This is a genomic window from Cytobacillus depressus (genome assembly GCF_008923245.1).
In the GTDB taxonomy this organism is placed as follows: domain Bacteria; phylum Bacillota; class Bacilli; order Bacillales; family Cytobacillaceae; genus Cytobacillus; species Cytobacillus depressus.
On record NZ_WBOS01000009.1, the window covers coordinates 118,632 to 145,546 of the forward strand.

The 26,915-nt window shown below is 37.4% G+C and carries 27 protein-coding genes, 2 pseudogenes, 1 riboswitch and 1 other annotated feature; of the genes and pseudogenes, 24 read left to right on the forward strand and 5 right to left on the reverse strand.

Annotation, left to right across the window (positions count from 1 at the left end):
• Positions 1 to 104: 104 nt before the first annotated feature.
• From F7731_RS17200 to F7731_RS17235, 10 genes and pseudogenes are all read left to right on the forward strand, one after another.
• Positions 105 to 773 (forward strand): annotated as a pseudogene (locus F7731_RS17200) (aminotransferase class I/II-fold pyridoxal phosphate-dependent enzyme); the annotation flags it as partial.
• Between the two features lie 90 nt (positions 774 to 863).
• A riboswitch (PreQ1 riboswitch) is annotated at positions 864 to 906 on the forward strand.
• A 54-nt stretch (positions 907 to 960) separates the two neighbouring features.
• Complete coding sequence (queC, locus tag F7731_RS17205; protein ID WP_151536036.1) at positions 961 to 1,620, forward strand: 7-cyano-7-deazaguanine synthase QueC; 660 nt, start codon at positions 961 to 963, stop codon at positions 1,618 to 1,620.
• 3 nt (positions 1,621 to 1,623) lie between these two features.
• Complete coding sequence (gene queD / locus F7731_RS17210; protein WP_151536037.1) at positions 1,624 to 2,097, forward strand: 6-carboxytetrahydropterin synthase QueD; 474 nt, start codon at positions 1,624 to 1,626, stop codon at positions 2,095 to 2,097.
• Positions 2,090 to 2,806, forward strand: coding sequence for a 7-carboxy-7-deazaguanine synthase QueE (queE, locus tag F7731_RS17215; RefSeq protein WP_151536038.1), 717 nt, complete (start codon positions 2,090 to 2,092; stop codon positions 2,804 to 2,806). The genes queD and queE overlap by 8 nt, the downstream gene beginning before the upstream one ends.
• A 141-nt stretch (positions 2,807 to 2,947) precedes the next feature.
• Complete coding sequence (locus F7731_RS17220) at positions 2,948 to 3,844, forward strand: carbohydrate kinase family protein (RefSeq protein WP_170289735.1); 897 nt, start codon at positions 2,948 to 2,950, stop codon at positions 3,842 to 3,844.
• 152 nt (positions 3,845 to 3,996) lie between these two features.
• Entirely contained in the window at positions 3,997 to 4,146 is a 150-nt protein-coding gene (locus F7731_RS26545) for a hypothetical protein (RefSeq protein ID WP_170289736.1), read from the forward strand.
• Positions 4,147 to 4,355: 209 nt separating this feature from the next.
• Positions 4,356 to 4,991, forward strand: a complete 636-nt coding sequence (locus F7731_RS17225) for an FMN-dependent NADH-azoreductase (protein WP_151536040.1) — start codon at positions 4,356 to 4,358, stop codon at positions 4,989 to 4,991.
• Positions 4,992 to 5,211: 220 nt separating this feature from the next.
• Entirely contained in the window at positions 5,212 to 5,379 is a 168-nt protein-coding gene (locus F7731_RS26550) for a lipoprotein (protein WP_170289737.1), read from the forward strand.
• An 18-nt stretch (positions 5,380 to 5,397) separates the two neighbouring features.
• Positions 5,398 to 5,721: pseudogene (locus F7731_RS17230) on the forward strand (redoxin domain-containing protein); the annotation flags it as partial.
• Between the two features lie 355 nt (positions 5,722 to 6,076).
• Entirely contained in the window at positions 6,077 to 7,333 is a 1,257-nt protein-coding gene (locus F7731_RS17235; RefSeq protein WP_151536042.1) for an MFS transporter, read from the forward strand.
• Between the two features lie 110 nt (positions 7,334 to 7,443).
• Here F7731_RS17235 and F7731_RS17240 read toward each other — a convergent pair whose 3' ends face one another.
• Positions 7,444 to 8,154, reverse strand: a complete 711-nt coding sequence (locus tag F7731_RS17240) for an alanyl-tRNA editing protein (protein ID WP_151536043.1) — start codon at positions 8,152 to 8,154, stop codon at positions 7,444 to 7,446.
• Positions 8,155 to 8,305: 151 nt separating this feature from the next.
• Between F7731_RS17240 and F7731_RS17245 the strand changes: the two genes are divergently transcribed.
• From F7731_RS17245 to F7731_RS17275, 7 genes are all read left to right on the forward strand, one after another.
• Entirely contained in the window at positions 8,306 to 8,767 is a 462-nt protein-coding gene (locus F7731_RS17245) for a RidA family protein (protein WP_151536044.1), read from the forward strand.
• 11 nt (positions 8,768 to 8,778) lie between these two features.
• Positions 8,779 to 9,774, forward strand: a complete 996-nt coding sequence (gene ilvA, locus F7731_RS17250; RefSeq protein ID WP_151536045.1) for a threonine ammonia-lyase — start codon at positions 8,779 to 8,781, stop codon at positions 9,772 to 9,774.
• Positions 9,771 to 10,988, forward strand: coding sequence for a metal-dependent hydrolase family protein (locus F7731_RS17255; protein ID WP_151536046.1), 1,218 nt, complete (start codon positions 9,771 to 9,773; stop codon positions 10,986 to 10,988). Before ilvA ends, F7731_RS17255 begins: the two co-directional genes overlap by 4 nt.
• Positions 10,989 to 11,095: 107 nt before the next feature.
• On the forward strand, positions 11,096 to 12,346 hold the full coding sequence (locus F7731_RS17260; RefSeq protein WP_151536047.1) for a cysteine desulfurase-like protein: 1,251 nt from the start codon (positions 11,096 to 11,098) through the stop codon (positions 12,344 to 12,346).
• 33 nt (positions 12,347 to 12,379) lie between these two features.
• Entirely contained in the window at positions 12,380 to 13,024 is a 645-nt protein-coding gene (locus F7731_RS17265; protein WP_151536048.1) for a helix-turn-helix transcriptional regulator, read from the forward strand.
• Between the two features lie 20 nt (positions 13,025 to 13,044).
• Positions 13,045 to 14,592: an AbgT family transporter gene (locus F7731_RS17270; RefSeq protein ID WP_212031209.1), complete on the forward strand. Its 1,548-nt coding sequence runs from the start codon at positions 13,045 to 13,047 to the stop codon at positions 14,590 to 14,592.
• A 35-nt stretch (positions 14,593 to 14,627) separates the two neighbouring features.
• A complete protein-coding gene (locus tag F7731_RS17275; RefSeq protein ID WP_151536049.1) occupies positions 14,628 to 15,845 on the forward strand; it encodes a M20 family metallopeptidase in 1,218 nt (405 codons plus the stop codon).
• 93 nt (positions 15,846 to 15,938) lie between these two features.
• Here the strand turns inward: F7731_RS17275 and F7731_RS17280 are convergent, their stop codons facing one another.
• Positions 15,939 to 16,805 carry an MBL fold metallo-hydrolase gene (locus F7731_RS17280; RefSeq protein WP_151536050.1) on the reverse strand — a complete coding sequence of 289 codons (867 nt, stop codon included), beginning with the start codon at positions 16,803 to 16,805 and terminating at the stop codon, positions 15,939 to 15,941.
• Positions 16,802 to 18,223, reverse strand: a complete 1,422-nt coding sequence (gene nhaC / locus F7731_RS17285; protein WP_151536051.1) for a Na+/H+ antiporter NhaC — start codon at positions 18,221 to 18,223, stop codon at positions 16,802 to 16,804. Before nhaC ends, F7731_RS17280 begins: the two co-directional genes overlap by 4 nt.
• A gap of 53 nt (positions 18,224 to 18,276) precedes the next feature.
• Positions 18,277 to 18,465, reverse strand: a binding site (T-box leader).
• A 197-nt stretch (positions 18,466 to 18,662) separates the two neighbouring features.
• Here nhaC and F7731_RS17290 point away from each other — a divergent pair.
• The 6 genes from F7731_RS17290 to F7731_RS17315 all read left to right on the forward strand — a co-directional run bounded on the left by F7731_RS17290 (position 18,663) and on the right by F7731_RS17315 (position 23,474).
• Complete coding sequence (locus F7731_RS17290; protein ID WP_151536052.1) at positions 18,663 to 19,829, forward strand: pyridoxal-phosphate-dependent aminotransferase family protein; 1,167 nt, start codon at positions 18,663 to 18,665, stop codon at positions 19,827 to 19,829.
• A 239-nt stretch (positions 19,830 to 20,068) separates the two neighbouring features.
• The gene (locus tag F7731_RS17295; RefSeq protein WP_246197266.1) at positions 20,069 to 20,515 is read left to right on the forward strand and encodes a DinB family protein; all 447 of its coding nucleotides are present in this window, start codon (positions 20,069 to 20,071) and stop codon (positions 20,513 to 20,515) included.
• Positions 20,516 to 20,809: 294 nt separating this feature from the next.
• Complete coding sequence (locus F7731_RS17300) at positions 20,810 to 21,232, forward strand: DUF3995 domain-containing protein (RefSeq protein ID WP_281352566.1); 423 nt, start codon at positions 20,810 to 20,812, stop codon at positions 21,230 to 21,232.
• Positions 21,233 to 21,931: 699 nt separating this feature from the next.
• Complete coding sequence (locus F7731_RS17305) at positions 21,932 to 22,159, forward strand: hypothetical protein (RefSeq protein ID WP_151536054.1); 228 nt, start codon at positions 21,932 to 21,934, stop codon at positions 22,157 to 22,159.
• Between the two features lie 107 nt (positions 22,160 to 22,266).
• The gene (locus F7731_RS17310; RefSeq protein WP_151536055.1) at positions 22,267 to 22,707 is read left to right on the forward strand and encodes a hypothetical protein; all 441 of its coding nucleotides are present in this window, start codon (positions 22,267 to 22,269) and stop codon (positions 22,705 to 22,707) included.
• A gap of 221 nt (positions 22,708 to 22,928) precedes the next feature.
• Complete coding sequence (locus F7731_RS17315) at positions 22,929 to 23,474, forward strand: hypothetical protein (protein ID WP_151536056.1); 546 nt, start codon at positions 22,929 to 22,931, stop codon at positions 23,472 to 23,474.
• Between the two features lie 917 nt (positions 23,475 to 24,391).
• On the opposite strand, the gene F7731_RS17320 is transcribed toward F7731_RS17315, so the two are convergent.
• Positions 24,392 to 24,826: a S1 domain-containing RNA-binding protein gene (locus tag F7731_RS17320; RefSeq protein ID WP_151536057.1), complete on the reverse strand. Its 435-nt coding sequence runs from the start codon at positions 24,824 to 24,826 to the stop codon at positions 24,392 to 24,394.
• Between the two features lie 396 nt (positions 24,827 to 25,222).
• Here F7731_RS17320 and F7731_RS17325 point away from each other — a divergent pair, with 396 nt between their 5' ends.
• Positions 25,223 to 25,870, forward strand: a complete 648-nt coding sequence (locus F7731_RS17325) for a peroxiredoxin-like family protein (protein ID WP_151536058.1) — start codon at positions 25,223 to 25,225, stop codon at positions 25,868 to 25,870.
• 427 nt (positions 25,871 to 26,297) lie between these two features.
• Here F7731_RS17325 and F7731_RS17330 read toward each other — a convergent pair whose 3' ends face one another.
• Positions 26,298 to 26,651 (reverse strand): putative periplasmic lipoprotein, encoded by a 354-nt coding sequence (locus F7731_RS17330; RefSeq protein ID WP_151536059.1) that lies wholly within the window; start codon positions 26,649 to 26,651, stop codon positions 26,298 to 26,300.
• Positions 26,652 to 26,915 lie beyond the last annotated feature (264 nt).

The window sequence follows — 26,915 nt, forward strand, 5'->3', positions numbered from 1 at the left end:
ATTCAAATATCTTTAATTCGAGATAAATATATCATGAATAAAATTTACTGTCAATTTTTGAATTTGTGTTTGATAGTTCATTCGTCAATGAGCTTGATGATATAAATAACCCGACAGGATCGATGTTAAATAAAAATGAACTTGGGGATCTGCTGTAATAGCTGAAAAATACGATTTGCTAGTAATTGCTGATGAAATATATGCAGAGCTCGTTTATGACGAGGAATATACGAGTCTTGCATTTATTAAAGGGATGAGGGAACGAACAATTTTGATCTCAGGCTATTCAAAAGGATTTGCAATGACAGGCTGGCGTCTTGGATTTGTGTGTGCTCCAGAGGAAATTTTACAAGCAATGTTAAAAATCCATCAATATTCTATCCTCTGTGCACCGACAATGGCACAACATGCGGCGATAGAGGCATTGCAAAATGGACGTTCCGATGTAGAAGAAATGGTCAAAAGCTACCGACGCCGCAGAAATTATATTGTGCAGTCAGTCCTTTAATGAAATCGGCTTGACATGTCATATTCCAGGAGGGGCTTTTTACGCTTTCCCTTCCATTGAGTCAACAGGACTGAGCTCAGAGCAGTTTGCTGAAAGGCTGTTAATTGAAGAAGGTGTAGCCGTTGTACCTGGAAATGTCTTTGGTGAAAGTGGGGAAGGCCATATTCGCTGTTCTTATGCCACGTCACTCGAACAGCAGCAAGAAGCAGTGAAGCGAATAAAGCGATTCATCGAAAAATTGGACGGCGAAAAGGAAAATAGATAACCTTCTAAATAGTTTGATTCTTTTTGCATCAATCTATTGACGTTTTTATATGATATAATAACTGATGAGTTATATATAAAATCCGCAAATGCGGTAGAGGTTCTAGCTACCCTCTCAAAAAAACTAAGGAAAACAGGTCTGCTTTCTTAGTGGAGCTGTTTTTTCTTTTTTACAAAGGAGATTTTACATGAAAAACGAAAAAGCCGTTGTTGTATTCAGCGGAGGACAGGATAGTACAACGTGTTTATTCTGGGCTTTAGAGAATTTTAAAGAAGTAATTGCAGTTACATTTGACTATAATCAAAGACATGTTTCTGAAATTGAATGTGCCAAAAACATTACGAAGGAGCTTGGGATTAAACATCATATTTTGGATATGAGTTTATTAAATCAATTAGCTCCTAACGCACTAACAAGAGATGAGATCGAGGTTAAAGATGGGGAAAATGGAGAACTTCCATCTACCTTTGTACCAGGGAGAAACTTACTATTCATATCATTTGCCGGTGTATTAGCAAGTCAAGTGGGGGCTAAACATATCATTACAGGCGTGAGTGAGACAGACTTTAGCGGCTATCCTGATTGTCGGGACGTCTTTATTAAATCTTTAAATGTATCATTAAACCTTTCAATGGATCAAAGCTTTGCCATTCATACTCCATTAATGTGGTTAAATAAAGCGGAAACGTGGAAGCTTGCTGATGAGCTTGGTGCGTTCGATTTTGTGCGTGAAAAAACGTTAACATGTTATAACGGGATCATTGCTGATGGCTGTGGTGTTTGTCCTGCTTGTATCCTTAGAAAAAATGGTTTAGAAGAATATTTGCTGGAAAGAGAGGAGTTATAAACTATGTATGGTTTTCGCATCGTTGATAAACTCCAAAAAATTGATGTTGATATTCAAAGAGATCAATTGAAATATCATAATAAGCGTGTGCTCGTCAGTAAGGAATTTACTTTCGATTCCGCACACCATTTACATGACTATGAAGGAAAGTGCAAAAACCTTCACGGCCACACATATAAAGTGATATTCGGCATAAGCGGGTTTGTAGATCACCGCGGTTTATTAATCGATTTCGGTGATATTAAAGAAATTTGGAAAAATGATATCGAAATTTATTTAGATCATCGTTATCTGAACGAAACACTCCCACCAATGAATACGACAGCTGAGAATATGGTTGTTTGGATTTTTGAAAAAATGCAAGAGAGTTTAACTAAATACGAGTCGGCTGGTGATGCAAGAGTTGAATTTGTACGGCTTTATGAAACTCCTACAAGCTATGCAGAAGCGAGAAGGGAGTGGATGACCGTTGAGTAAAATACCAGTAATCGAAATTTTTGGACCAACGATTCAAGGAGAAGGCATGGTCATTGGCCAAAAGACGATGTTTGTAAGAACGGCAGGCTGTGATTATTCTTGCTCATGGTGTGACTCTGCTTTTACATGGGATGGATCCGGCAAGGATTTAATCAAACAAATGGATGCAGAGGAAATTTGGGCAGAACTCAAAAGAATTGGAGGAGACCGATTTTCATTTGTCACCATTTCTGGAGGGAACCCTGCTTTATTAAAAAATTTAAATGAATTAATTGATCTATTAAAGAAAAATTCAATAAAGATTGGGCTTGAAACTCAAGGAAGCAAATGGCAGGACTGGTTTTATGATATTGATGAATTAACGATTTCTCCAAAACCACCAAGCTCGAAAATGGTTACCAATTTTGACATGTTAGATGAGATCATCGGTAAGCTTCCATTGAACCAAATAAGTCTAAAAGTGGTTGTCTTTAACGATGAAGATTACTTATATGCAAAGAAGGTTCACGAGCGTTATCCTAATGTTCCGTTCTTTTTACAGGTTGGCAATGATGATATTGCGACTGCTGATCAAGATACGCTTGTTAATCAATTAATAAATAAATACTCTTGGCTGATTGATAAAGTAGTAGAAGACAGCGATCTTAATAATGTAAAAGTGCTTCCGCAGCTTCATACGTATATTTGGGGGAATAAGCGGGGAGTATAAATGGGCTTTTTTGGAAGCTAAAAACCAATTGCCAATAAAAATATTATGTAAACTAAATTAGGCTCCTATCTGGCAAGGAGCCTTTATTAATCCATGTTATTAATGATTGTGAAAAAACTTTCCCCTCAAGGAGGACTTAGATTGAATAAAAACGGAATAATTTCATTAGGGGAGGTCATTGTTGACATGATTTCCAAAGATAAAACGAATAAGAATTTTCAGCCATTCCTTGGTGGGGCAACAGTTAATTTGGCTGTTGGCGTGAAAAGATTAGGAGTGAACTCCTTTTATTTATGCAAATTAGGTACGGATGAAACAAGTGAATTTGTTAAGGAGTCATTTAATAATGAGGAGGTTTGTCTCGATTATTGTACGCATTCTTCCGCCAAGAAAAATTGTAAAGTGTATGTACATCAAGATCAAAACGGTGAAAGAGTGTTTCATTCATACATAAATCCGACTCCTAACGAATGGCTGACAGAAAATGAATTAGCAAAAGAGCTGTTTGATAAGGGGAAAATATTTTATTTTGGGTCAGGGACACTTTTTCATGAAACAAGCCTGAAAACCACAGAGAAAGCACTTGATTATGCGAATGAAACAAATATATTTGTCGCATTTGATGTAAACATTCGCCTAAAACGATGGGAAAGTGAAGAACAATGCAAAAAAACAATTACCTCATTTCTGAACCGAGCTGATTTAGTTAAGATGGCTGAAGAAGAATTGCTATTTTTGACTGAATCGAAAGAAATAAATGAAGCGATTGAAAAGATTAGCAAGTATAACATTCCTTATCTTATAATTACAAAAGGATCAGCTGGGGCATGTGTTTATTATGATGGAAAAGCGCTCTGTGTGCCTGGGGTGGAGGTAAAAGCAATTGATACAACTGGAGCGGGAGATGCTTTCCTTGCTGCATTATTATATTGCTACCATGAAAAGGGAAGACCAAACACAAGTGCACAAATGGAAGAATTTCTTCATTTTGCAAATCAGGCTGGAGCAAATGCGACCACAAGAGTCGGCGCTTTATAGGAGCTTTTTATAGTTTATAGATAAGGCTATGATAATTTTCATGTTTTAGTAAACCCTATTAAAAACGAATATTGTCATTGGAGTATTCTTAAGAATAGATTTAATTATTTGACTATTTCGTTTATAATGATTTTACTAAGGGGGGAAAAGACATGGAACAAAAGCCTTATCATTATGATGGAAGTATTCAGATTAGCTATGATACAAATGATGAAACGCAAATGAATATCCCATTTGAAATAACTGATGAAATGAGAAAAAATATTGGTGGCAATCCGTTTTCAATGATTGAAAATGAATAAATAAGTAATCAACAAGGACCGAACAAAAAAATCGGTCTTTTTTGTTTTTAAAAGAATTTAATTAAAAAGCATAATTATTGACGTCTTAATCAAATTCGTATAACATTACCTTGAATTGAAAATAGTTTAATTCAAGGTATTGAAGAATAATATTTTATTTTTTACACAATACTAAAACATCTCCTAATCAAGAAAGGTTGAAGACAAACATGGCAAAAGTATTGTACATCACAGCACATCCAAATGACGATACACAGTCTTACAGTATGGCAGTTGGAAAGGCATTTATTGACACATATAAAGAAGTAAATCCGAATGATGAAATCGTTCATCTTGATCTCTATAAGGAAAATATTCCTCACATAGATGTTGATGTTTTTAGCGGATGGGGGAAACTTCAATCAGGTAAAGGCTTTGAAGAGCTTTCAGCCGAGGAGAAAGCAAAAGTAGGACGTTTATCAGAGTTGAGCGAGCAGTTCATCGGCGCAGATAAATACGTTTTCGTGACGCCTTTATGGAACTTCTCATTCCCTCCAGTTATGAAAGCCTATCTTGACTCTGTTGCTGTAGCTGGAAAAACCTTTAAATATACTGAGAAAGGCCCGGTTGGCTTATTGACTGATAAAAAAGCTTTACACATTCAAGCTCGTGGCGGCATTTACTCAGAAGGTCCTGCTGCTGAAATGGAAATGGGTCATCGCTACCTTACAGTTTTAATGAGCTTTTTCGGCGTTCCTTCTTTTGATGGTCTATTTGTTGAAGGACATAACGCAATGCCTGATAAAGCAGCAGAAATTAAAGAAAATGCCATTGCACGTGCGAAGGACATGGCACATACATTTTAATTATTTCAGAATATCATTCATAGCTGAAAAAGTTATTTGTGCTGAATTAACGCCTAGAATACATTCTAGGCGTTTTTTTTTAAGCAAAAAGTCATCGTTTGGATAGACGTAAAAGATAATAGTGGTTTATGGAAGTTATCTATATTAAACTGTCTATTGTATATTGCTGCTTGCAATAGGATGTGGCAGTAAATTTTTTTACACTTAGAAAGGAGATATAATGAAATTACGAATAGCTTTGCTGTCTCTTGCAGCAGTGCTTATACTAGCTGCCTGTGGACAAAAGGGTTTGAAAGAATCAATCACATTAGTAAATCAGGATAACGAAAAAGTAACGTTTCCGTCAGAAAAGCCTGTACTATTCTTTTTTATTACTGGCTACACCTGAGGACTCTGTCAGCAGCAACTAGTTGAGTTGCATAATAATCTAACTATGTTAGATGAATTTGATATGGATATGTATATTATTAGCCATGATACACCGGAACAGCAGAAGGAACTATACAGCCAACTAAAGGATTACTTTGGTACAAGCTTACCCTTTATTTCTGATCCGGATATGAAATTGATTGAACAGTTTGGAATGAAGAATGGCGATGTCGCTTATCGCGGCTTCGGAATTATGGATCAAAATGGGGAAATAATATTCAAAAAAGTAAATGATCACTGGGGAGAGCAGATAGATCATACTGTTCAGGATATTGAAAAGGAATATAAAAAAATAAAATAGTTCCCATAAAGAATAAAGCCGGCTCCTGAATAACCAATGTTGGAGGCCGGTTTTTGTGTCCTATAAACACCTTTTAAAGGACATGAAATGGGTATTTTCTAGCTTTCGTGTCCTATAAACCCATTTTTCGTCAAACGTTAGTTGTCAATAAATATATTATGTTAACTAAATTGTATTCATGATCTATTTTTGAAATCTTCCTCGCAGGGAGCCACTATTGTTCTAACAGACTACAACAGAGCATTCTAACTAAAGGCAGTAAATATAAAGTTTCTGAAAAATTTATCTTTTATAGATTTATATTCAGTAGTATGATAGTTGTATTATTTTAACATTTCAATTGGAGGGTGATTTTTTGCATTATGGATGGATCGTCGTAGGGCTGACCTTTTTCACCATACTAATTGCTGCTGGTATCCGCTCGATCACAGGCGTACTAATCATACCTCTTGAGCAGGAGTTTGAGTGGAGCCGATCAGCGATTTCCTTTGCATTTGCGATTAATTTAACGATTTATGGGTTCTCTGGTCCTTTTATTGCGGCTGGACTGGAGAGAATCGGGATTCGCAAAACGATGGTATATTCAATGATCTTGCTGGTGATCGGGATGATTGCGAGCTTGTTTATGACTCATATTTGGCATTTAAATCTCATATGGGGAATTATGATCGGAGTGGCAAGTGGGGTTTTTCTAACCGTCTTATCTGCAACTGTAGCCAATAATTGGTTTGAAAAACGCAAAGGAATTGTTGTCGGGATACTGATGGCAGCTACCGCAGCAGGGCAAATGATTTTTCTTCCGTTACTTTCCAATTTAACGGAGGCATTCTCATGGAGGACAGGGATTTATGTATTTATTGTTCTCGGTATTTTAATGATCCCGATTATTGCTATCTGGATGAGAGATAAACCAGCCGAGAGGGGACTGCTTCCTTATGGGGCAGCAGCAAGTCAAGCTTCTCCTATAATTGCGAACAAAAAGAATCCTATAAAAGAAGCATTCGAAGTATTGTGGATTGGTGTTCGCACTGTTCCTTTTTGGTTATTGTCCATCAGCTTTTTTATTTGCGGACTATCTACTGCCGGTCTAATCGGAACTCATTTTATTGCAGCATGTGGCTTATACGGTATTTCAGAAGTATACGCAGCCGGCTTGTTTGCATTTATGGGTGTATTTAATATTATTGGAACGATGATTGCCGGATGGCTGTCTGATAGATTTGACAATCGCTGGCTGTTATTCTGGTTTTATAGCCTTCGAGGATTATCATTAATCATCCTTCCATTTGCCCTTGATTTGCGCTCCTATCCGATGCTTGTGGCATTTTCAGTATTTTACGGCTTAGATTGGATTGCAACCGTTCCCCCAACGATACGATTAGCGTCCGAATATTTTGGTAAGGAGCGCGGAGCTATCATCTATGGCTGGGTTTTTGCTGCTCACCAAGTAGGATCGGGTGTTGCTGCGTTTTTAGGAGGCTACTTCTATGAAGTCTTCAATGGTTATTCAATTACCTTTATTTCGGCAGGGGCACTTTGTATTGTTGCAACGTTTTTTGTATTGAAATTTAAGAAGAAGCAGGTTGTGATTGAGAATGGAATAGGGATATAGTATAAAACCAAAGTGTGGTGCGTTAGTTGTATAAAAATGATTGGTTTTCATGCTTACCAAAATAGCGTAAAATACCCCCAACTAGAAAAGTAGAAGGGGGTATTTTTACGCTATTCTGCCCTTAATTCTAACCTTGTAATTCCCTTACCTTTATTTTTCGTTTTCTCTAATATGATTTGACCGATTTCTTTTGTTTCATTTACATGAGTTCCTCCGCATGCTTGCTCATCAATTTCACCTATCTTTACCAAACGAATTTCCCTCACTGTTTCAGGAATTAAATTAACGATTGTTTTAATAGAACCAGAGATTGATTCTGCTTCGTCTCTCGAAACGATTCGGGTTGAAACAGGGTGATTAGAAACAATTTCGCTGTTTGCTTCATTAATCATTTGATTGATTTCCTCAATCCCTAGATTAGTAATTTCCGTTAAGTCAATGCGAGCTTTATTCTGATAAATTTGGTTTCCAGTACAAAGGGAGCCAAAATGTTTGTAAAAAACAGCTCCTAAAACATGAAGCATGGAATGATGTCGCATTAATCCCATTCGCCGTTGCCAATCAATTTCTGCCGTAACAGGACCAACGAGTAAATTTTCGGGAATATCAACATAATGAACGATCGTTCCATGTTCTTTTTTCACTTTATGAACTTCGAATGTTTTGTCGCCTTGCTGCAACCAGCCTGTATCATGCTCCTGTCCACCGCCGCCGGGATAAAAAACACTTTGGTCCAGTATGACTTTCTCCCCATCAATACTAATGATTGTAGCTTCACATTGGGTTTTAAAGCTATCTTCTAAATATAATTCTATCGTCACCCCTATGATCACTCCTCTAAAATACATTGTATTTTTTTATTATAACTAACGCGGGAATAAAGTACAAAAAATTTTAAATATTACAAAATATTGTTGAAAAGTCCGAAAATTATGACATAATAGAAAGTAATTTCATTAAAGGAGGTATAACATGGTAATTGAGGAAAAAATGATTGAATTAGGGCTTACCTGGCCAAAAGAGATTCCTCAGCCAATGGCTAATTATGTATCAGTCCGAAGAAGCGGGAATTTATTGTATCTATCAGGCGCGGGACCTTTTGTTGAAGGAAAAGCAATATATGTAGGTAGGGTCGGAAGGGAAATCTCTCTTGAAGAAGCTTATGAGGCAGCAAGGATTTCGGCTGTAAATTTATTAAGTGTTATCCGAGCTGAGGTTGGTTCCTTGGATCGTATAAAAATTGTAAAGCTTCTAGGCTTTGTAAATAGTTCGGAAGATTTTTACAATCAGCCAAAAGTTATAAACGGTGCTTCAGATTTGCTTGTAGAATTACTGGGTGATAACGGAAAACATGCCCGTTCTGCAATCGGAACGAGTGTACTTCCGTTTAATATTCCAGTTGAAATTGAGATAATTGCAGAAATTTTAGAATAGGAGATTGATATATGTTTACTACATTAAAGCAAATCAAACAGGCTAGAGCAAACCTTGCTGGTGTTATTATACCTACCCTACTTCAAAGTTCATCTACTTTCTCAAAGCTAACTGGCAATGAGATTTATTTAAAACCAGAAAACCTGCAGAAAACTGGATCGTTTAAGATTCGGGGTGCCTATAACAAAATTGCTAATTTGACAAAAGAAGAGCAAAAAAGAGGAGTTGTCGCTTTTTCAGCAGGAAACCATGGAGCAGGGACTGCCTTTGCCGCACAAAAATTAGGCATCAAAGCTACAGTAGTAATGCCAGAGAATCCTGTGGCAAGTAAGAAAAATGCAATTATTCAATATGGGGCAAAAGCGATTGAATATGGCACTTCATCTATAACAATGTATGAAAAAGCATTGGAGCTCCATCAGGAGGAAGGTCTTTCGATGATCCATCCTTTTGATGATCTACATATCATTGCCGGACAGGGTACGATCGGGTTGGAAATATTTGAGGATTTGCCTGAGATTGATGCCGTAATCGTACCAGTAAGCGGTGGAGGTCTGATCTCCGGTGTAGCCACGGCATTGAAGGAAATCAAACCTACGATTCAAGTCATTGGTGTCAATACAGAAGGTGCAACTGCGATGTATACATCTTTACAATATGGACATCCAGTAGAGGTAGAAAAAGTTAATACAATTGCCGACGGATTAATGGCTAAAAAGCCTGGAGAGCTTACTTTCGCTCATACTCAGCGTTATGTGGATGACCTCGTTTTAGTTAAGGAAAAGGAAATTGCAGATTGCGTTTCACTACTCGCTGAACGTGCAAAGCTTGTTGTAGAACCGTCAGGAGCAGCTGCGATGGCCGCGATGATTAATGGTCATATTAATCTAAAGAACAAAAAAGTAGCGGTAATGGTAAGCGGGGGAAATATTAGTTTTGAACTCTTTCAAAATCTAATTAGTGAATACAACGAAAGAAATTATAAAAATAGTGAGGTAGTCAAATGACCTATAAATTAACGAACATTCGTATTTTAACTGGTCATGGAGAGGAAGTAATTGATCGAGGGGAGATCCTTTTTAATGAAAAGGGGATACTTGATGTCGGAGAGCAGGTAGTGACGGGTCATCATGATCTTCAGGAGATCGACGGAACCGGTATGACCGTTCTTGCTGGATTAATAGATTCTCACGTTCATTTAGGGATGGATGCTTCACCGGATCCATTTGCAAGTATGAAAAATGAAGGGCCAGACGATATTGCCTTTAAGGCTGTTAAACAAGGATATGAGTTTTTGCAGGCCGGTATTACATCCGTACGAAACCTAGGTACAAGATATAACGCTGACATTTCTTATCGAAATGCTGTGTCATCAGGAACGATAAAGGGTCCTCGGGTATTTGCTGCTGGAAGTCCGATTGTCATGACTGGCGGGCATGGACATGTAATGGCCATTGAGGCAGATGGATGTGATGAAGTAAAAAAAGCTGCCAGGTCTCAATTAAAAGCGGGTGCGGATCTGCTAAAAGTCATGGCGACAGGCGGTGTTTTGACAAAAGGAAACGAACCGGGAGCCACCCAATTTTCAGAAGAAGAGCTGCGATGTATTTGTCAGGAAGCATCGAAGGTTTCGAAAACAACTGCTGCTCATACGATTGGAACAGAAGGAATTAAAAACGCCATAAGGGCGGGAGTAACAACAATCGAGCATGCTTATTTATTGGATGAAGAAGCGGTAGAGCTCATGCTGAAAATGGGTACTTGCCTTGTACCGACGCTTTTGGCACCAAGGCTTATATTAGATAAACCCGGAGCTGTACCAGATTACATGATAACAAAAGTAAAAAAGATCATTGATGATCATAAGATCAGCTTCCAAATGGCCTATCAAGCAGGCGTACCAATTGCTGCTGGGACAGATGCGGGCACACCATTTAATTTTCCGGGCCTCCTTGTAGATGAACTTTCGCTCATGATTGAGTATGGAATGAGCCCGTACGAAGCGATCTACTCTGCTACATTAGGAGCGGCCAAAGCAGTCAAAATGGAAGATGAACTTGGTTCTGTTCAAGTTGGTAAAGCTGCTGACCTTATTGTTGTTAATGGGAATCCTCTTGAAAATATTGAACATCTGCGTGAACCACTTTATGTTTTTTCAAATGGACATCTAGTTCAAAAAAACACCTCACAAACAAAAGCACATCTTGAAACTAAAGTCTAATGTTAAAAAATCACCTCAGCGATTACATATAATTTCAACTAAAAGAGAACTCACTTCAGAAAACTCACTTCAGAAAATGATTAGAAAATTTATAAGGAGATGAAAAAATGGCAAGTAATTTTCCCATTGAGCAAGTGAGAAGCAGGTTTCCTGCATTGACTAGGCTGGAAGGCAAGAACCCTGTCATTTATTTTGATGGTCCAGGGGGTACGCAAATGGCTGATTACGCTATTGAATCGATGTATCGATACATTAGAAATGGCATGGCAAATCTGCACGGTACCTTCATTACAAGTATTGATACAGAAAAGGTCATTTCTGAGGCAAGGGAGGCAGTCTCTGATCTGCTTGGCTGCCAGCCAAAAGAAGTTGCTTTTGGTGCGAACATGACAACGCTTGCCTTTTCCATTGCTAGAAGCTTTACTAGTTTTATTGAAGAAGGCGACGAAATAGTAGTTACTGAGCTTGATCATCGGGCAAATGTTGACCCATGGGTGACACTAGCAAAAGATAAAGGCGCGAAAATCAAATTTATCAAACTTGATACAGATACTTATACATTAAAGCTTGATAATCTTGATGAAGTTATTACAAATAAAACGAAGATTGTGGCGGTTGGAATCTCGTCAAATGTTACAGGTACAGTAACCGATGTAAGCAAGATTGTCAGAAGAGCGAAAGAAGTCAATTCCATTGTGGTGGCTGATGCTGTCCATGCTGTTCCGCACATACCAATTGATGTAAAGGAATTTGGCTGCGATATCCTTCTTTGCTCTGCTTATAAGTTTTTCGGTCCGCATGTTGGCATCGCTGTTGTTCAAGAGGAGCTGTTTGAAAAACTGCCTGTCTATAAACTACAGCCTGCACCTGCTGAAATTCCTTATAAGTTAGAAACAGGTACACAAAACCATGAAGGGATCGCAGGAGTAATCGGTGCAATTAACTTTATTGCAGAGCTAGGGCACGGGAGTACTAGAAGGGAAAGATTACTCTCTGGTATGCAAGCAATTGAAATATATGAAAATGAGTTGGCGACTGACATTGAGAGGTTCCTAGAAGGACTACCTGAGGTTCATTTATTTCGGGCACCAACAGGCAATAAAACACCTACGTTCGCATTTACAATTGAACTACAGAATTCAAGAGAAGTAACAAGTTGGCTGGCTAAGAATTTTAATATGTGTGTTGCTGATGGTGATTTCTATGCCTCAACAATGGCTGACTTATTAGGTGTCAAGCCAGTTGGAGGATGGGTTCGTATCGGCTTGGCACCGTATAATACGAGAGAAGAAGTCCAACAGTTTAAAAAGGGATTGAAGGCATTCATTAATCTCCATAAGAAGAATCCCGTTATATAGGAACAGACTCCAATGAAGGTCGGGGGGATTGAAATGCATGAAATAGATCAAAAGAAAGCAATGCATCCTATTTTTAAAAATTATCTTCCGATTGCAGAAGGAATTGCTAAAACAGTAGGTAGTCACTGTGAGGTGGTCGTTCATGACTTAACAGATATTTCTTCGTCTATTGTTGCTATTTTTAATGGTCATGTAACTGAGAGAGAAGTAGGTTCTCCTCTAACCGATCTTGGCCTTACAATTTTAAGGCAGGGGAGTGAAGATGATCTTCTATTAAACTATCCAAATAAAAGTATAAAAGGAAAAAAGATCAAATCAACCTCGATTATGATTCGTGACAATGACGGGACGATTGTTGGCTGTTTATGTATTAATATCGACCTTACCTTATTAACGATGGCGGGTTCTATCATTAATGAAATGGTGAATGTATATGAGGAGAAGGAAGATGAGTCTTTTCCTCAATCTGTTACTGACTTAGAAGAAAAGATGATTAATCGGGCAATAGAGAAAATTGGAAAACCGATAGGACTAATGGAAAAGAACGATAGAATGGAGTTTATTCACCTGCTTGATGAAATGGGATTATTCCTTATTAAGGGAACCATACAAAACATTGCTGAAATGCTAGATGTATCTAAATTCAAAATATACAGCTATCTTGAGAAGAAAAATTAAAAAAGAGGGGAAGTGTAGTGATGGGCACCCCCGAACTAAATATTAATAATAAGACAAAGAAAAAAGGGGTATTTTATCGTTTCTTAGATTGGATTGAAGTAAACGGAAATAAACTGCCTGATGTATTAACGCTTTTTGTCATTTTTACAGCTATTATCTTGATTGTGTCGGCCATTGCTGGACTTTCTGGCTGGAGTGCGGTCAATCCAGCTACGAAAGAAAAAATTGAAGCTATTAACCTTTTAAACGGAGAAGGAATTAAACGGATTCTCTCTGAAATGGTCAAAAACTTTGTTAATTTCCCTCCTCTTGGCCTTGTTCTTGTAGTCATGCTTGGGGTAGGTCTCGCGGAGTCGACCGGCTTAATTTCAGCATTTATGAGGAAGGTTGTCTTATCCGCACCTAGCAAGCTGATCCTACCAATTATTGTAATAATTGGAATAGTTGGAAATGCAGCAGCAGATGCTGCATTAATCGTATTACCGCCAGTAGCAGCAATGATATTTTTGGCACTTAAAAGAAATCCAATTGCTGGACTTGTGGCCGCATATGCCGCCGTGGCTGGAGGGTTCAGTGCTAATATTATTATAAACGTTTTAGATGCGATGCTTGCAGGGTTTACCGAAACAAGTGCACAAATAATTGATCCGGAATATAAAGCCAATCCAGCGATGAACTATTACTTCTTACTTGCCTCTACATTTGTTTTATTACCTGTTGCCGTATTTGTCACAACAAAAATAGTAGAACCACGATTAGGCGAATTTACTGGTTCTATGCCAGATGGAGAAGCAAGTTCCGAATTAACAGCTGATGAAAAAAGAGGATTAAAATGGGCAACCATTACTTTATCTGCATTTGTGATTATCTTACTTGCACTAACGTTGCCGCAAAATGCCCTTCTCCGACATCCGGAAACCGGCTCGCTAGTTGTCTCACCGTTCATGGATTCACTTGTTGGCATTATGTTTTTGTTTTTCTTTATCCCTGCTTTGGCTTATGGCATTGGGGCAAAGACCATCAAGTCAGATAGAGATGTTGCTGAACAATTGACTAAAGCCATGTCAGGAATGGGTTATTATATTGTCCTTGCATTTATTGCAGCTCAAATGATCACCTATTTTAGCTGGAGCAATTTAGGAGCCATTTTCGCCATTAAGGGTGCGGAGATGCTTCAATCAATTGGTTTAGTTGGCTTGCCGCTACTAATTGGTTTTATTATTTTTACTGCAATCGTTAACTTACTTATTGCAAGTGCATCAGCAAAATGGGCATTACTTGGCCCTGTCTTTGTACCAATGTTTATGCTTCTTGGCTACAGCCCTGCCTTTACACAAGTGGCTTATCGAATAGGTGATTCAATTACCAATGTAATCACACCAATGTTAGCATACTTTGCGATATTACTTTCCTTCGCGAAAAAATTTGATAAAAATATGGGAGTAGGGACGCTTATCTCTTCCCTTATTCCTTATACAATTGCATTTGGGGTATTCTGGATAACTTTATTCTGTATTTGGTATTTCTTCGGGCTGCCATTAGGTCCAGGTTCGTATATCGAATTATAAAAAATGCATATCAAAAATAATAAGGGGATGAGCTCATGCTAGAAAGCCTATATGAACTATTAGAAAAAAATTACGAAGAAATTGTTGATATTCGTCGGTATTTACATCAGCATCCAGAACTTTCTTTTGAAGAAGTTGAAACACCAAAATATATTGCTGCTTATCATGAAAAATTAGGACATGAAGTTAGAATGGGAGTTGGCGGTAGGGGAGTTGTTGCAACACTTAAAGGGAAAAAGCCCGGAAAAACTGTTGCATTACGTGCAGATTTTGATGCACTGCCAATACAAGAAGAAAATGAAGTCCCTTATAAATCTAAAGTTGATGGCGTTATGCATGCTTGCGGACATGATGGACATACTGCTACATTACTTGTTCTAGCAAAAGTTTTGAACCAGCTAAAGGATGATCTTGAAGGCAATGTAGTCTTTATTCACCAACACGCTGAAGAGCTTGCTCCAGGTGGGGCTATTGCAATGATCGAAGATGGATGCCTAGAAGGTGTAGATGTTATATTTGGAACTCATATATGGGCCACAGGTCCAGTTGGTCAAATTGGTTATCGATCAGGACCTGTTCTAGCTGCAGCAGACCGATTTCATATTAATATTCAAGGGAAAGGAGGGCATGGAGCACAACCGCACTTAACAAAGGATAGTATCGTCATTGCTTCCCAATTGGTAATGAACTTGCAGCAAATTGTAAGTCGCCGAGTAAATCCGGTTGATTCAGCAGTCATTTCAGTTGGGGCCTTTGAGGCAAAAAATGCCTTTAATGTTATTGCAGACACAGCTCAGTTAACCGGGACTGTAAGGACATTTAAGGAAGAAGTTAGAAAAAATATTGAAAATGAAATTAGACGTATTACTGAAGGTACATGTCTGGCTGCTGATGCTAATTTTTCTTATCAGTTTGTAAGAGGATATCCAGCAACAGTAAATCATAAGAAGGAAACAGAATTTGTTGCAAGCTTGGCTCCGAATGTGCCCGGGGTAAGAAAAACTATTGAAATGGAGCTACAAATGGGTGGGGAGGATTTCTCCTACTATCTTGAAAAAGTACCGGGAACCTTTTTTACTACTGGAGCACAAATTGCTGAGCGTGAAGTAACTTACCCACATCACCATCCTAAATTTGATATTGATGAAAAAGGATTGTTGATTGCTGCTAACGTCCTTGGTGCTGCAACTTTAACCTATTTGAAAAATGGGGGAATAGAGGAAGTTGATAAAGAAAAGATTGAAGCAGTGTGATTAATTAGAGATGACGGGGAAAAATTAAGAAAACAAAAAGAAGCCGTGCAGCAACAACTCACGGCTTTTTCTTACTACTTAGTTTCTTAAATTTTAAAGCCTAATCTCCATCCCATCCTCCGCAATATGAAACCCTCTTTCCTCAATAAGATTCCTAACATCCCGATTCGAATGCAGCGCAGGGTTCGAATGATTAAGATGAGTGAAATAAATTTCCTTTTCTCCAGCTAAATCTTGAAGTCGATCCATTGTTTCTGTCATTAAAGGGTGAGGAATTTCCCTAAAATCACGGCCAATTTTTTCAAGATCCTTCGGCGAATGGAATGTGCCATCAAGCAAGCATATATCAACCTCTTTGCAGGCATCATAAATACTTTGTTCCCACTCATCCCAACGGTCGATATCTGGAATATAAAGGACTTTTTTATTCGGACCTTCAATGACAAAAGCAAAGGTCTCAGAGAATTCATTTCGATGTGGAACCTCAATTGGTTTAATCGAAACATGCTGAGAAATTGGAACGGCCTGTCCATTACTCATTTCTTTCGTTACGATGTTTCCGAGTTTCGTCAGTTGACTCCAGGGTGCTTGTGTTTCCAATAAATTAGTCATTTTTAATCCTGCAAACACGGGAACTCCAGAGGCTCCAATGGCTTCACGCCCTAAAAAAAGTAATCCTGGATAATGGCCTAGATGGGCATGGGTTAAAAAGATACTATCCATAAGCTTTCCTTGCAGTTCGTATTTTAACTGCAAGTTTGCCATCTGCTCTTTTAAATCAGGTGTGGCGTCTATTAAATGCCATACTCGCTCATCAGGAAGCACAATGGCCAAAGATGCAGCAAGGCGCCGAAGCTTTGGATTGGCAATTGCCTCTGAACAATTTTTACAAAAACAATTGGGATGTGGTAGTCCAGCGTCCTGTGCTGTCCCTATTACACTTAAAATCACTTTACTCATAATGAAATTTCTCCTTTATCATTCGAAAGCTTGCTATCTTCGTTATAATTCTTTTTCGAAATCGTCCAGCCCGTAAAGCCAAATAGAATATTAATAAGCGGAACAAGAAAAACAAAGAAAGCATACGGTATAAATTCACCAGGGCTTACGCCTAAAATGCTCATTGCAAATACAGCAGGAACGCTCCAAGGTACGAGGTTAATTCCAACTGTACCCGCAGCTTCCACACATCTTGATAAGTTTTTCGTATCGATTCCCATATCTTTATATTTTTGGACAAAAGTTCTCGCTGGTAAAATAATCGCCAAAAATTGTGCCCCACTTGCAAATGCCACAACAAAGGTAGAAAAAATTGTTGAACTGATTAACGTTCCGGCTGATTTAACCTTCGTCATCATTTTCCTAGTTAATACTTCAAAGGATCCGGTTTCTTCTAAAATCCCTCCAAGGGCTGTTGCAAGGATTAATAAAGCAATCGTCCCAAGCATGGACATCATTCCGCCGCCATTTAATAAAGAATCTAAAGCAGCCACACCAGATTCACCAGAATAGCCGTTTGTCATCACTTGAATGATAGAAGAAATAGATGATCCTTGTACGAAAATAGCAATTAAACCGCCTAGAATGCCCACGCCCATTAAGGCAGGAATGGCTGGGGTGCGCAACACCATTAAGATAATCGTAAGCACTGGCATGAGTAATAATAGTGGATGAATTAAAAATACATCATTTAAGCCTGTCTTAATGGCATCTATCACATTTGCATCTGTAGCAACATTTGATGTTCCGGTATTACTAACAATCCAGTATAAAACAATGGCCACGAAAAAGGCTGGTAGCGTATCCCAGAGCATATGCTTAATATGACTGAATAAATCAGTATCCACCATTGCAGGTGCAATATTCGTTGTATCAGAAACAGGGGATAATTTATCTCCAAAGTAAGCGCCAGAAATGACTGCTCCAGCAACAAGCCCTGGAGAAAAGCCTAATCCTTCTCCAATAACCATAAAAGCAAGTCCAACAGTTGCAATGGAAGTGAATGAGCTTCCCAATGTTACGGAAACAATGCCAGTAACAAGTGCGACAATCGGAACGAATAAATCTGGTTTGATAATTGACAGACCATAGTAGATGATTGTTGGGATCACTCCGCTTGCAATCCATGAGCCAACAATGATGCCAATAATAAGGAGAATAAACACGGCTGGTAAAGCTCTAGCAACTCCTTGGGTCATCATATTTTGGATTTCATCCCAGCTCCAGCCGCAAATCTTCGCAATAACCGCTGCTGCAACCACACCAATTATGAGCGGAATATGCATGCCTGCTTTCCAAAAAAAGATGGATAGCGCGGCAGAAAGAATTAGTGCCAGTATCGGAATAACCGCCATCCCAATCGTAAGTTCCTTTTTCATAGTAAAAACTCCTCCATGTGAAAAAATAAAAAAGGGCATCGAGGGCCCATCCCAAAAGGGACGGAAGCACCGCGATACCACCCTAGTTAACAGATTGCTCTGCTCTCTCATATTGATAACGGCCGAAACCGGAAAACAGCTCCCTATGTGTAATTCACTATACATCTTGCCTGATTCTCACCACCATCAGGTCTCTAGGTTTCAAGATTGTATAAGCTACTTAAATAGTTCAACGCTTTTATGCTTTTATGCTTTTGTGCGATTAAGTGTAAAACTATTTTATTATTAATATTGTTTAAAAGTCAATCTTTTTCTTTTTCATTCTAATAGTTTTTGAATTTAATAATAATTGGAGGGTTTTCGTGATGTATATCGAAGTATTTATAATTAAGAAGGGGATCGGGAAATTACTTCTTTAATATTTATTAGGAGGATTACTATGCGTAACAAAGAAATGCTACTTATTCCGGGGCCGACACCTGTAGTCGATTCCATTTATGATGCACTTGCTGAGGAGACGAGAAGTCATACAGATCCACGATTTACAGCTATTTATAAAAGTGCAATTGAGAAAACGAAAGAAATGTTAAAAACTGATGGGGAAGTTTTCGTTATTTCTGGTTCAGGGACTCTTGCGATGGAAATGGCACTAGTCAATACAGTGCAAGCTGGGGAAAAGATTTTAATTATTAGCCAAGGCTTTTTCGGAGACCGTTTTATCAAAATCGCTGAAGCCTTCGGGATTGAGGCTGAAGTACTCCAAGCGGAATGGGGCAAACAAGTAAATCCAAGTGATGTCGAGGAAAAGCTTGCGGAAGGTAATTTCAAGGCTGTGACAATCACTCATGCCGATACATCCACAGGGGTCGTGGCTGATTTAGACGTTCTTGTACCATTGATTAAAAAGCACGGCGCTCTTGTTATATTAGATGGTGTCTGTGCAACTGCAGCAATTGAAGAGGATATGGGGAAATCATACGGAGAAGAAGACGCGAAGATTGATGTAATTTTGACAGGCTCGCAAAAAGCAATTGGTGTACCACCGGGAATTGCCATTGTTGCTTTTAATAAAACAGCTTTGGCTGCAAGGGAACAAATAAAGCGGGTTCCAGCCTATTACTGTGATGTGAATAATTGGATTCCAATCATGCAAGATCCTTCAAAATATTTTGCGACACCAGCAGTCAATCTTATTTATGCGTATGAAGAAGGGATGAAGCTCGTACTTGCTGAAGGCATGGAGAATCGCTATAAGCGTCATGCTGCTTTCGGAAAGGCTGTTCGTTCCGCGCTTGCTGAATATGGAATGAAGGCTTTAGCTGAGGAAGAAGTGGCTGCAGCTACTTTAAGCTGCATTCTTTATCCAGAAGGCATCAATGATACAGAATTTCGTGCCGCATTAGCTAAAAAAGGTCTTGTCGTGGCGGGGGCTCTTGCTCACTTAGCTGGGAAAGCATTCCGCATTGGCCATATGGGGAACACAACGGAAGAAATGCTCGAAACAGCTGTAGCTTTAATTGGAGAAACACTTGTTGAACAAGGGCTTGATGTCAGTACTGAAAAAGCTTTAGCTCGTTTTAAGGAATTCTCTTTGGCAAAAGCATAAATTTATGCATATAAAAAGCCTTGCACCGCTGCAAGGCTTTTTATTGTTTAGTGATAATAAAGCCGTTTAAATCTAAAACGTCGGTTTTGCTATTCAACAAACGGGCCAGATTGTGGAGTAAGGGAGGTAATCAGATGGTTCATCTCCAAAGTGTAAGTTATGCCAAAACAACACGCCGCAAATGAATATTGACCAAAGGGATTATCTATTAAAAGGGATAAGATTGAAGGGAATTGAAAATGGATGTAAGGACACTTTTGTTACAACAATGGGCAAGCTGCTTAGATAAAGAAGACTGGTTTCCACCACTTGAAAAAGTACTAGAGAATATTACTTTGGAACAGGCAATTTGGAAACCAGTTGAGGGGGCACATTCCATTTGGGAATTAGTTTGTCATTTACTTTTCTTTGAAAAGAGAATTCTGTTACGCTTTCTTGGTGAAACAGCAAATGAACCAAAGGCAGAAAATAATGACGCTACATATCGATTACCAACTGAGACCTTTCAAAATTGGAAGGAAACAAAACAAGAATACTTTTCTGTTCATCGTGAACTTGAAAAAATACTAGCAAAATCAGATCTAGAAGATTTGTATAGACCGATTCCTGATGACAATCCATTAGTGCTTGAACTGAAGAGTTTAGCAATGCACGACGCATATCATATGGGCAAATTGTATTCCTAAGTAAAATGCAAGGAGCTTGGCCAGGGAAACGCAGCTTCTAAAAAAGGTTTTTTAGCTTTACAGTTATTCCTTTATAGGGCGCTTTTCTGAAACAAGGAAAGCGTCTTTCTTCATGAGAAGGGCCAGATTGTTGAGGAGTAAAAAATGGTTAGTAAGAAGAGAGGGTGAATTATTCAACGAATAAGAATGGATGGTGGAAAGTATATATTTTTGCAGTATTCTGAAATTATGGGGAATAGAAGTGGAAAACTAGGGGAGTGTTTTCTATTGAAGAGGAATTATTGGTTCATTGCAATGGGTATTTTTTGGACTGTTATTTTTTCTGGTATGAGTTTTTATTGGGCAATGGGTGGCATGTTCGGTGTTAGGTCCCTAGGAGGGGCTATTTATGAGATGTCCTTAAACCCTGATCCCTCGTTCGTCATTATTGTATGGCTTACCGGTTTCATTAAATTACTTGGTCTGATATTATTGTTGATGCTTTTTGTTCAATGGAAGAAGCCTATAATAACCATAATGCTTTACTACGTCACAAAAATTATAGGAGCTTTATTATTCTTGTATGGCTTTCTAAATTTTATTACGATTTCTCTGAGTGTGTTTAACATTTTAGATTTCGATTTAGATTCCTATGCAACGTTTTGGAGGTTATCTTTTTGGGAACCTTTCTGGATGGCTGGTGGGGTATTTTACTTTTTTTCCGTTAAAAGAGTATAATTAATTACCACTACCAAGGGGACTATTTCTTTAGTAAGATCTTTAAATCGATCTTCTAGAAACGGGTGCTTTTCTTGAACTAGGTTTAAGCAATTATCTCCACAATCGGGCGCATTTCTAGAGCAAGAAATGCGCTCTTCATAATGAATTGGGCCATTAATGAATTAAGCTAAAGAGCAGAGTTTGATGAACAAGGAGTAAATTGCCAATAAACAAGATGAAGATATTTTGAGATAATCAAATCAAAGAATAAAATATATAAAACTTACTGTGGTGATAAAGTGAAAAAAATCCCCTCAAATCTACTATCTATTATGTTTCATACAATATTTGTAATGAGCACGATCATTACGTTGTTTATTGTATATAAGGATATTGATAATTCGTTTTCAATTAAATTTCTATTTGGCTATGTATTTTTCTTATTCTATTTCTGATTTATTTTATTCTTGCAACTCTAATCAATTTGAGCAAATTAAAATGGTTTGAAATTTAAAAAAGAATGTTTAGATTTATTTCTTCTTTTGTTTTCCTTAGTGGAACGAGTATCATTTTTTCTTATTTTTTTAAATCAACAGAAATAGATTATTATAGGATTTTTTCTATTGCTTTAGGTATATCTTTAGGGATAGCTTTTTTTGATTTAGCGTTCTCTAGGAAAGATAAAAATAAGATTTAGGAAGCTCAGGATGTGAAAAGATGGCTATATTATTTATTGGCTTTTGGCTTGGCTTAACGATACCCACAAGTTTATCAGTTGTTTTTTGGGTACTTGAACCAATTGTCAATCAAGATACTACAGGAGTAAGTATGATCATTATTACTCTATTAGTAGGCTTTATAGATGTTTATATTGGAATTAAGATATTTGAAATGAAAGTTCAACCGTTTTTGGAAAAAAGAAAGAAGAAAAAACACTTCCCTTAACTCAATTAAAGGGCGCTTTTCTGAAATAAGGAAAGCGTCTCTCTTCATGAAAATGGCCAGATTGCTGAACAATTCAAATAATAATCAATAAGGGGAATAAATAAAAGATGCCTCAACCAAGTGTAAAAATACAAAAGATATGGCTTGATGATGACGATAGTTTCTTTGAACTAAATTTAGATTTCTGTACAGGTCATTGCAGCGTGAACATCAATATATTTACAGATAATGAAGAACTAGAAAAGTTAAGAGAAGGAGTAATGGATTTTTCCAGCTTTAAACAAAAGGAATTTCTATGGACTGCTGGGGAAGATGTAGAGAATGTGAGTCATTTTCTATCGATGCGATTCTTTTTGTATGGCAATCGAGGATATGTAGGGGTTGAAGTAACTGCTGATAATAAACTTGAAAGCCCTTATAGTGTGCGTGCGACTTTTTTTCTTGTAACTGTCCTAAGTCAAATAGATGATTTTACAAGAAAATTGGGAAGTTTTATTAAAGGCGAAATTTATGAGCTGGAAAGCCTAATTCAATCATTTGAACAATGAGACTAAGAGTAAAAAACATACTCTTTCTTATTCTAGAAACGGGCGCTTTTCTGAAATAAGGAAAGCGTCTTTCTTCATGAAAGGGGGTACTTAAACTAAAGTAAGCAAGATAGTTCAATAAGGTTCCGTTTCTTATGATCAATTAATTTGGCAATAAATGAATTGAAACATCATTGATACGGGAAACGTGTAAAAAGATAAATTTGAAAGGATTTAAAATGATGGACGATATTGATAAAGAACAATCTGACAAACGAGAAAAATCGTCAAGTCCTCTTAGCAAACTAATTAAACGTATTTGGTACGTTTCGTTAGCTGTGGGAGCTGCGGCAACCATGTTACAAGCCAAATTTCCGTTTAAGGAAATGTTTTGGATTATCTCTATAAGTTCACTAATCCTTGCTTTTTCCTGTGCTGTCATGCTCTTTAAAAAAGACTTTGCATTAGTAGAGCGTATTCTTTATTCAATCGCTACGATAGTGTTATTATTTATGACCCCTCATTGGTTAGACATTCCTTCTTACTTAACAAATGATTCTAGAGTTGTTGAAGGGGTTCCTACTGAATTTGAATATCGAAGTCCATATAAGGCGGGTAGTTATTTGCATGTTAAAGTTCAAAATGAAGAATTGAATTTGCCGACAAGTGTTCCAGAATCACATTCTGATAGATGGTTTGTCATTCATTATCTTCCAAATTCAAAATTCATCATGGACTACAAAATTCTAACCAAACAGGAAACGCAAGAAAAGCTGAAAAAGCAATAACTATTGTTATGGTAACTCTTATTAAGAACAGGTGGCGTAGTTAAATTAGCATTAAGTGAGTTTTAGGAGTAATGCCATATTTTAGTTATTCAATTAAAGGGCGCAATTCTTGAAGAGGAATTGTGCCTTTTTCAGTAATAGAGCCATATTGCAGAATAAGGCTATTGATCTAATAGGTATTTTCTTAAAGAAGGAAATCACCTCCTTATTGTAGAAGTAAAAGGTGGCTTAGTGGAACAAAGGGAAGCTTAGCAAGAGCGAATATGGTTTATAAGGGGAATTTATAAATGAAGAATAAAAAAAGCAGAAAAGTAGAGCTAATTCGGTTATTTATTACATTTACAGTTATTGCAATCGGTCTTTACATTTTCAACTTACCCGGTTCTATATACACGGTATTAGTATTAGCTACCATTATGCACCACGTAGGAATATTAATTAAATATGCAAAATAGTCACCTAATAGTAGGTGACTATTTTTTATTGTTAGTAAGAGTATAAAAACCATCATTTGAACCATGCTGCTTATATTTATAAGTCAATGTTACGGTGAATGAAGCTTTAGTTGATTTCTTAAGTGTGTCAGATACTAGTTTTCCGTTAGTGTCTCTATTGGATGTTATTATAGAAGTTGCAAGCCCTATGCCGATTAAGCCAATGATCACATCACCTGACTTTATTTTTAAAACTTAGTATTCAATAATCGGGCGCTTTTCTAAAATAAGGAAAGCGTCTTTCTTCATGAAAAGGGCCATTTAATGGAGGAAGAACATTAAGAAAAATTGGATAATTATAGTAATGATAGTATGGAGAGATTGTGAAAGATTGTACTTAAAAGATACATTAAAGAAGGCAAGCCAGTTTATTATTGAGGCTTACCTTTATTTATATTATGAAGTATTAAAAATCGCAGTACGTTATCCGCGTCTCCCGCCTCTACCGCCCTGCTTTGCTCCAGTGTTACGTTTGAGAGTAGACAAATTCTCTTCACTAGTCTTTAAAAAACGAGCCATTTTATCTTCGAAATTTTCCTTGGGTTTGAAATTGCCTTTTGTTCGACTATCAACTCTTCTCTGTCGTGGAGGGCGTTGTGAAAAAGAAGAGGTTTGTCCTTCGGGTCTATCAATAGCTTTTTTGATGGACAAGGCAATTTTTCCATCTTTCTCACTAATCACTTTTACTTCAATCAGGTCGCCTACTTTGAGATGGTCATTAACGTCTTTTACATAGCTATCTGCAACCTCACTGATATGCACAAGACCTGTTGAGCCTCCCGGTAATTCTACGAAAGCTCCGAAATTAGTGATACCTGTGACTTTACCTTGTACCTTGCTTCCTACTTCGACTGACATAAAAATTATTTTCCCCCTCAATATTGTTAAGAACACTTTATTATAACAAATTATTGAGTGAAATAATATCAACTGAAGTTATTTTCCTACCACCTTTTCGCATTCCTCCTCAACTAGCCCATTTTTCCAGTTAATGTTCCAGCTACCAATTTGGCGGCTTTTCTGAAAGAAGGAAAGCGTCTTTCTTCATGAAAAGGGCCATATTGTTGAACAACACCTAGATATCTAAGTTAAACCTTAGAAGAGATTGTGAAAGTTTGTACTTAAGCTAACGTGGCAGTTTAGTTCAAAAAGAAAGGTCTATTAGCCTTTTAAATTGAATAGCTTTATTATTGGGCCATTGCAGATTGTACCTCGGATACATTCTGTGGAAAAATCGTTCGAGAGGTGAAAACAATGTCAAAATTATTTGATGAAATCCAGCAATTCCATGAAAGCCTTGAACAAAAAGTCTTGATCGAAAACAAAAGACTCATAGCACAAGCAACAAAAGAATTGGCCGAATCGAATATGGCAAAGGGATTATCGATTGGTGAACAAGCGCCTGATTTTACATTAAAAGATTCCACAGGCGTTTCCATTACCCTGTATGAGGAATTAAAAAAAGGACCTGTCATCTTAACTTTCTATCGAGGTGGATGGTGTCCGTATTGCAATCTAGAATTAAGAGCTTACCAAAGAGTTTTAAAAGATATTACAGCAGCAGGAGGACAATTAATTGCAATTAGTCCTCAAACTCCTGATTCTTCACTCACGACGAAAGAAAAAAACGAGTTAGAATTTCGTGTTCTAAGTGATACGAACGGAAGTGTTGCTGAAAACTACAATTTAATATTTAAGCTACCTGATTATCAAATTGAAATTTATCAGAAATATGGTGCGGATCTAACAAAGCATAACGGAAATGATACATGGGAGCTCCCAGTTCCGGCAACTTATATTATTGACCGATCAGGAAAAATCCGATCCGCGAGTGTAGATCCTGACTTTACAAACAGAGAAGAGCCCACAAGAATGGTAGAATTGTTAAGAGAGGTTCTGTAAAAATTTAAAAATTGATTGTAGGGAAAAAATCCTCATCGCTATCAAGTTAAGGTTTTATAGTACCCCAAACGTAATTTTGGGCTTCCTCGTAACAAAGAAGCTCATCATTTTTGGGGTACATTTTGCTTAGCGTGATGGCCTATTAATTGGATTTTATTTACATATAGGAACTTTTAATCCGTCTTGAACTAACTGACTGGCATCAGATAATCATAAAATAAATAAACGAAGGGTAAATTTCAAGTGGTGTAGTTATTCCATTAAAGGGCGCGTTTCTGTAATAAGGATCCATTATAGGGCCATATTGTTGAGTAACGAGTAGGCAATATAGCCCTCTATCCTCAAAAATCACAAAAATAGAAGGCCATTTGTATAGGGTGCCGTAAAGGTATGCTTTTTTATAATAAGGACTAACATGATTTATACATTACTCTATTTTATTTAGAATGGAATAAACACCTAGTGATTCTTCGATTAGAAATATCTCGTTATCCTCTTTGACATTATAAATAACAGTTCCTTCATCGTAGGAATTGGAAGTTAAATTCTCTTTTTGGATTTCGGAGGATGGTACCCTTCTTTTTATTTCACCAAATACTTCGCCGACTGTATATTTTTCCTGTTTTGTTAAGCTATATGAGGAATAAATAATTCCATTTAAATTCACCATTGGTATATACGATTGTTCTTTATCTAACGAAATAGTATTTTCTTCATTTGTTGAGCAGCCACTTAAGACTATTATTACAGCCACTAAACACCCTAAAATATTGTTTTTCAAAAAAAAACCATCCCTTCATTTTTTTGCTTTCTCTAAATTGGACGTTTCATTAACTAAACAGTTACACTTTTGTGAAGTTTTGTACTTAAACTATCGGAGGCGTTAGTTAAAGAAGTATTAAGTGAGTTATTCCATTAAAGGGCGCTATTCTTCAAGAAGGAGAATAGCTCTTTCTTATTGAAGGCGTGCCCAGCAAGCCGTTAATTGCTAGTTGGTGAAAGTCCAACCTGAGTAAGTGCCAAGACGCTCAGTAACTGACAGGCA

Excerpts from the sequence above, each read along its gene's own strand:
- F7731_RS17260 (WP_151536047.1), top strand. The coding sequence starts at position 11,096 with ATGGCAAGTAATTTTCCCATTGAGCAAGTGAGAAGCAGGTTTCCTGCA.
- F7731_RS17270 (WP_212031209.1), top strand. The coding sequence starts at position 13,045 with ATGGGCACCCCCGAACTAAATATTAATAATAAGACAAAGAAAAAAGGG.
- queD (WP_151536037.1), top strand. The coding sequence starts at position 1,624 with ATGTATGGTTTTCGCATCGTTGATAAACTCCAAAAAATTGATGTTGAT.
- F7731_RS17305 (WP_151536054.1), top strand. The coding sequence starts at position 21,932 with ATGGCTATATTATTTATTGGCTTTTGGCTTGGCTTAACGATACCCACA.
- queC (WP_151536036.1), top strand. The coding sequence starts at position 961 with ATGAAAAACGAAAAAGCCGTTGTTGTATTCAGCGGAGGACAGGATAGT.
- F7731_RS17245 (WP_151536044.1), top strand. The coding sequence starts at position 8,306 with ATGGTAATTGAGGAAAAAATGATTGAATTAGGGCTTACCTGGCCAAAA.
- F7731_RS26550 (WP_170289737.1), top strand. The coding sequence starts at position 5,212 with ATGAAATTACGAATAGCTTTGCTGTCTCTTGCAGCAGTGCTTATACTA.
- F7731_RS26545 (WP_170289736.1), top strand. The coding sequence starts at position 3,997 with ATGGAACAAAAGCCTTATCATTATGATGGAAGTATTCAGATTAGCTAT.
- F7731_RS17280 (WP_151536050.1), bottom strand. The coding sequence starts at position 16,805 with ATGAGTAAAGTGATTTTAAGTGTAATAGGGACAGCACAGGACGCTGGA.
- F7731_RS17275 (WP_151536049.1), top strand. The coding sequence starts at position 14,628 with ATGCTAGAAAGCCTATATGAACTATTAGAAAAAAATTACGAAGAAATT.
- F7731_RS17315 (WP_151536056.1), top strand. The coding sequence starts at position 22,929 with ATGGACGATATTGATAAAGAACAATCTGACAAACGAGAAAAATCGTCA.
- F7731_RS17225 (WP_151536040.1), top strand. The coding sequence starts at position 4,356 with ATGGCAAAAGTATTGTACATCACAGCACATCCAAATGACGATACACAG.
- ilvA (WP_151536045.1), top strand. The coding sequence starts at position 8,779 with ATGTTTACTACATTAAAGCAAATCAAACAGGCTAGAGCAAACCTTGCT.
- F7731_RS17300 (WP_281352566.1), top strand. The coding sequence starts at position 20,810 with ATGGGTATTTTTTGGACTGTTATTTTTTCTGGTATGAGTTTTTATTGG.
- F7731_RS17310 (WP_151536055.1), top strand. The coding sequence starts at position 22,267 with ATGCCTCAACCAAGTGTAAAAATACAAAAGATATGGCTTGATGATGAC.
- F7731_RS17265 (WP_151536048.1), top strand. The coding sequence starts at position 12,380 with ATGCATGAAATAGATCAAAAGAAAGCAATGCATCCTATTTTTAAAAAT.
- F7731_RS17295 (WP_246197266.1), top strand. The coding sequence starts at position 20,069 with ATGGATGTAAGGACACTTTTGTTACAACAATGGGCAAGCTGCTTAGAT.
- F7731_RS17255 (WP_151536046.1), top strand. The coding sequence starts at position 9,771 with ATGACCTATAAATTAACGAACATTCGTATTTTAACTGGTCATGGAGAG.
- F7731_RS17320 (WP_151536057.1), bottom strand. The coding sequence starts at position 24,826 with ATGTCAGTCGAAGTAGGAAGCAAGGTACAAGGTAAAGTCACAGGTATC.
- F7731_RS17290 (WP_151536052.1), top strand. The coding sequence starts at position 18,663 with ATGCGTAACAAAGAAATGCTACTTATTCCGGGGCCGACACCTGTAGTC.
- nhaC (WP_151536051.1), bottom strand. The coding sequence starts at position 18,223 with ATGAAAAAGGAACTTACGATTGGGATGGCGGTTATTCCGATACTGGCA.
- F7731_RS17325 (WP_151536058.1), top strand. The coding sequence starts at position 25,223 with ATGTCAAAATTATTTGATGAAATCCAGCAATTCCATGAAAGCCTTGAA.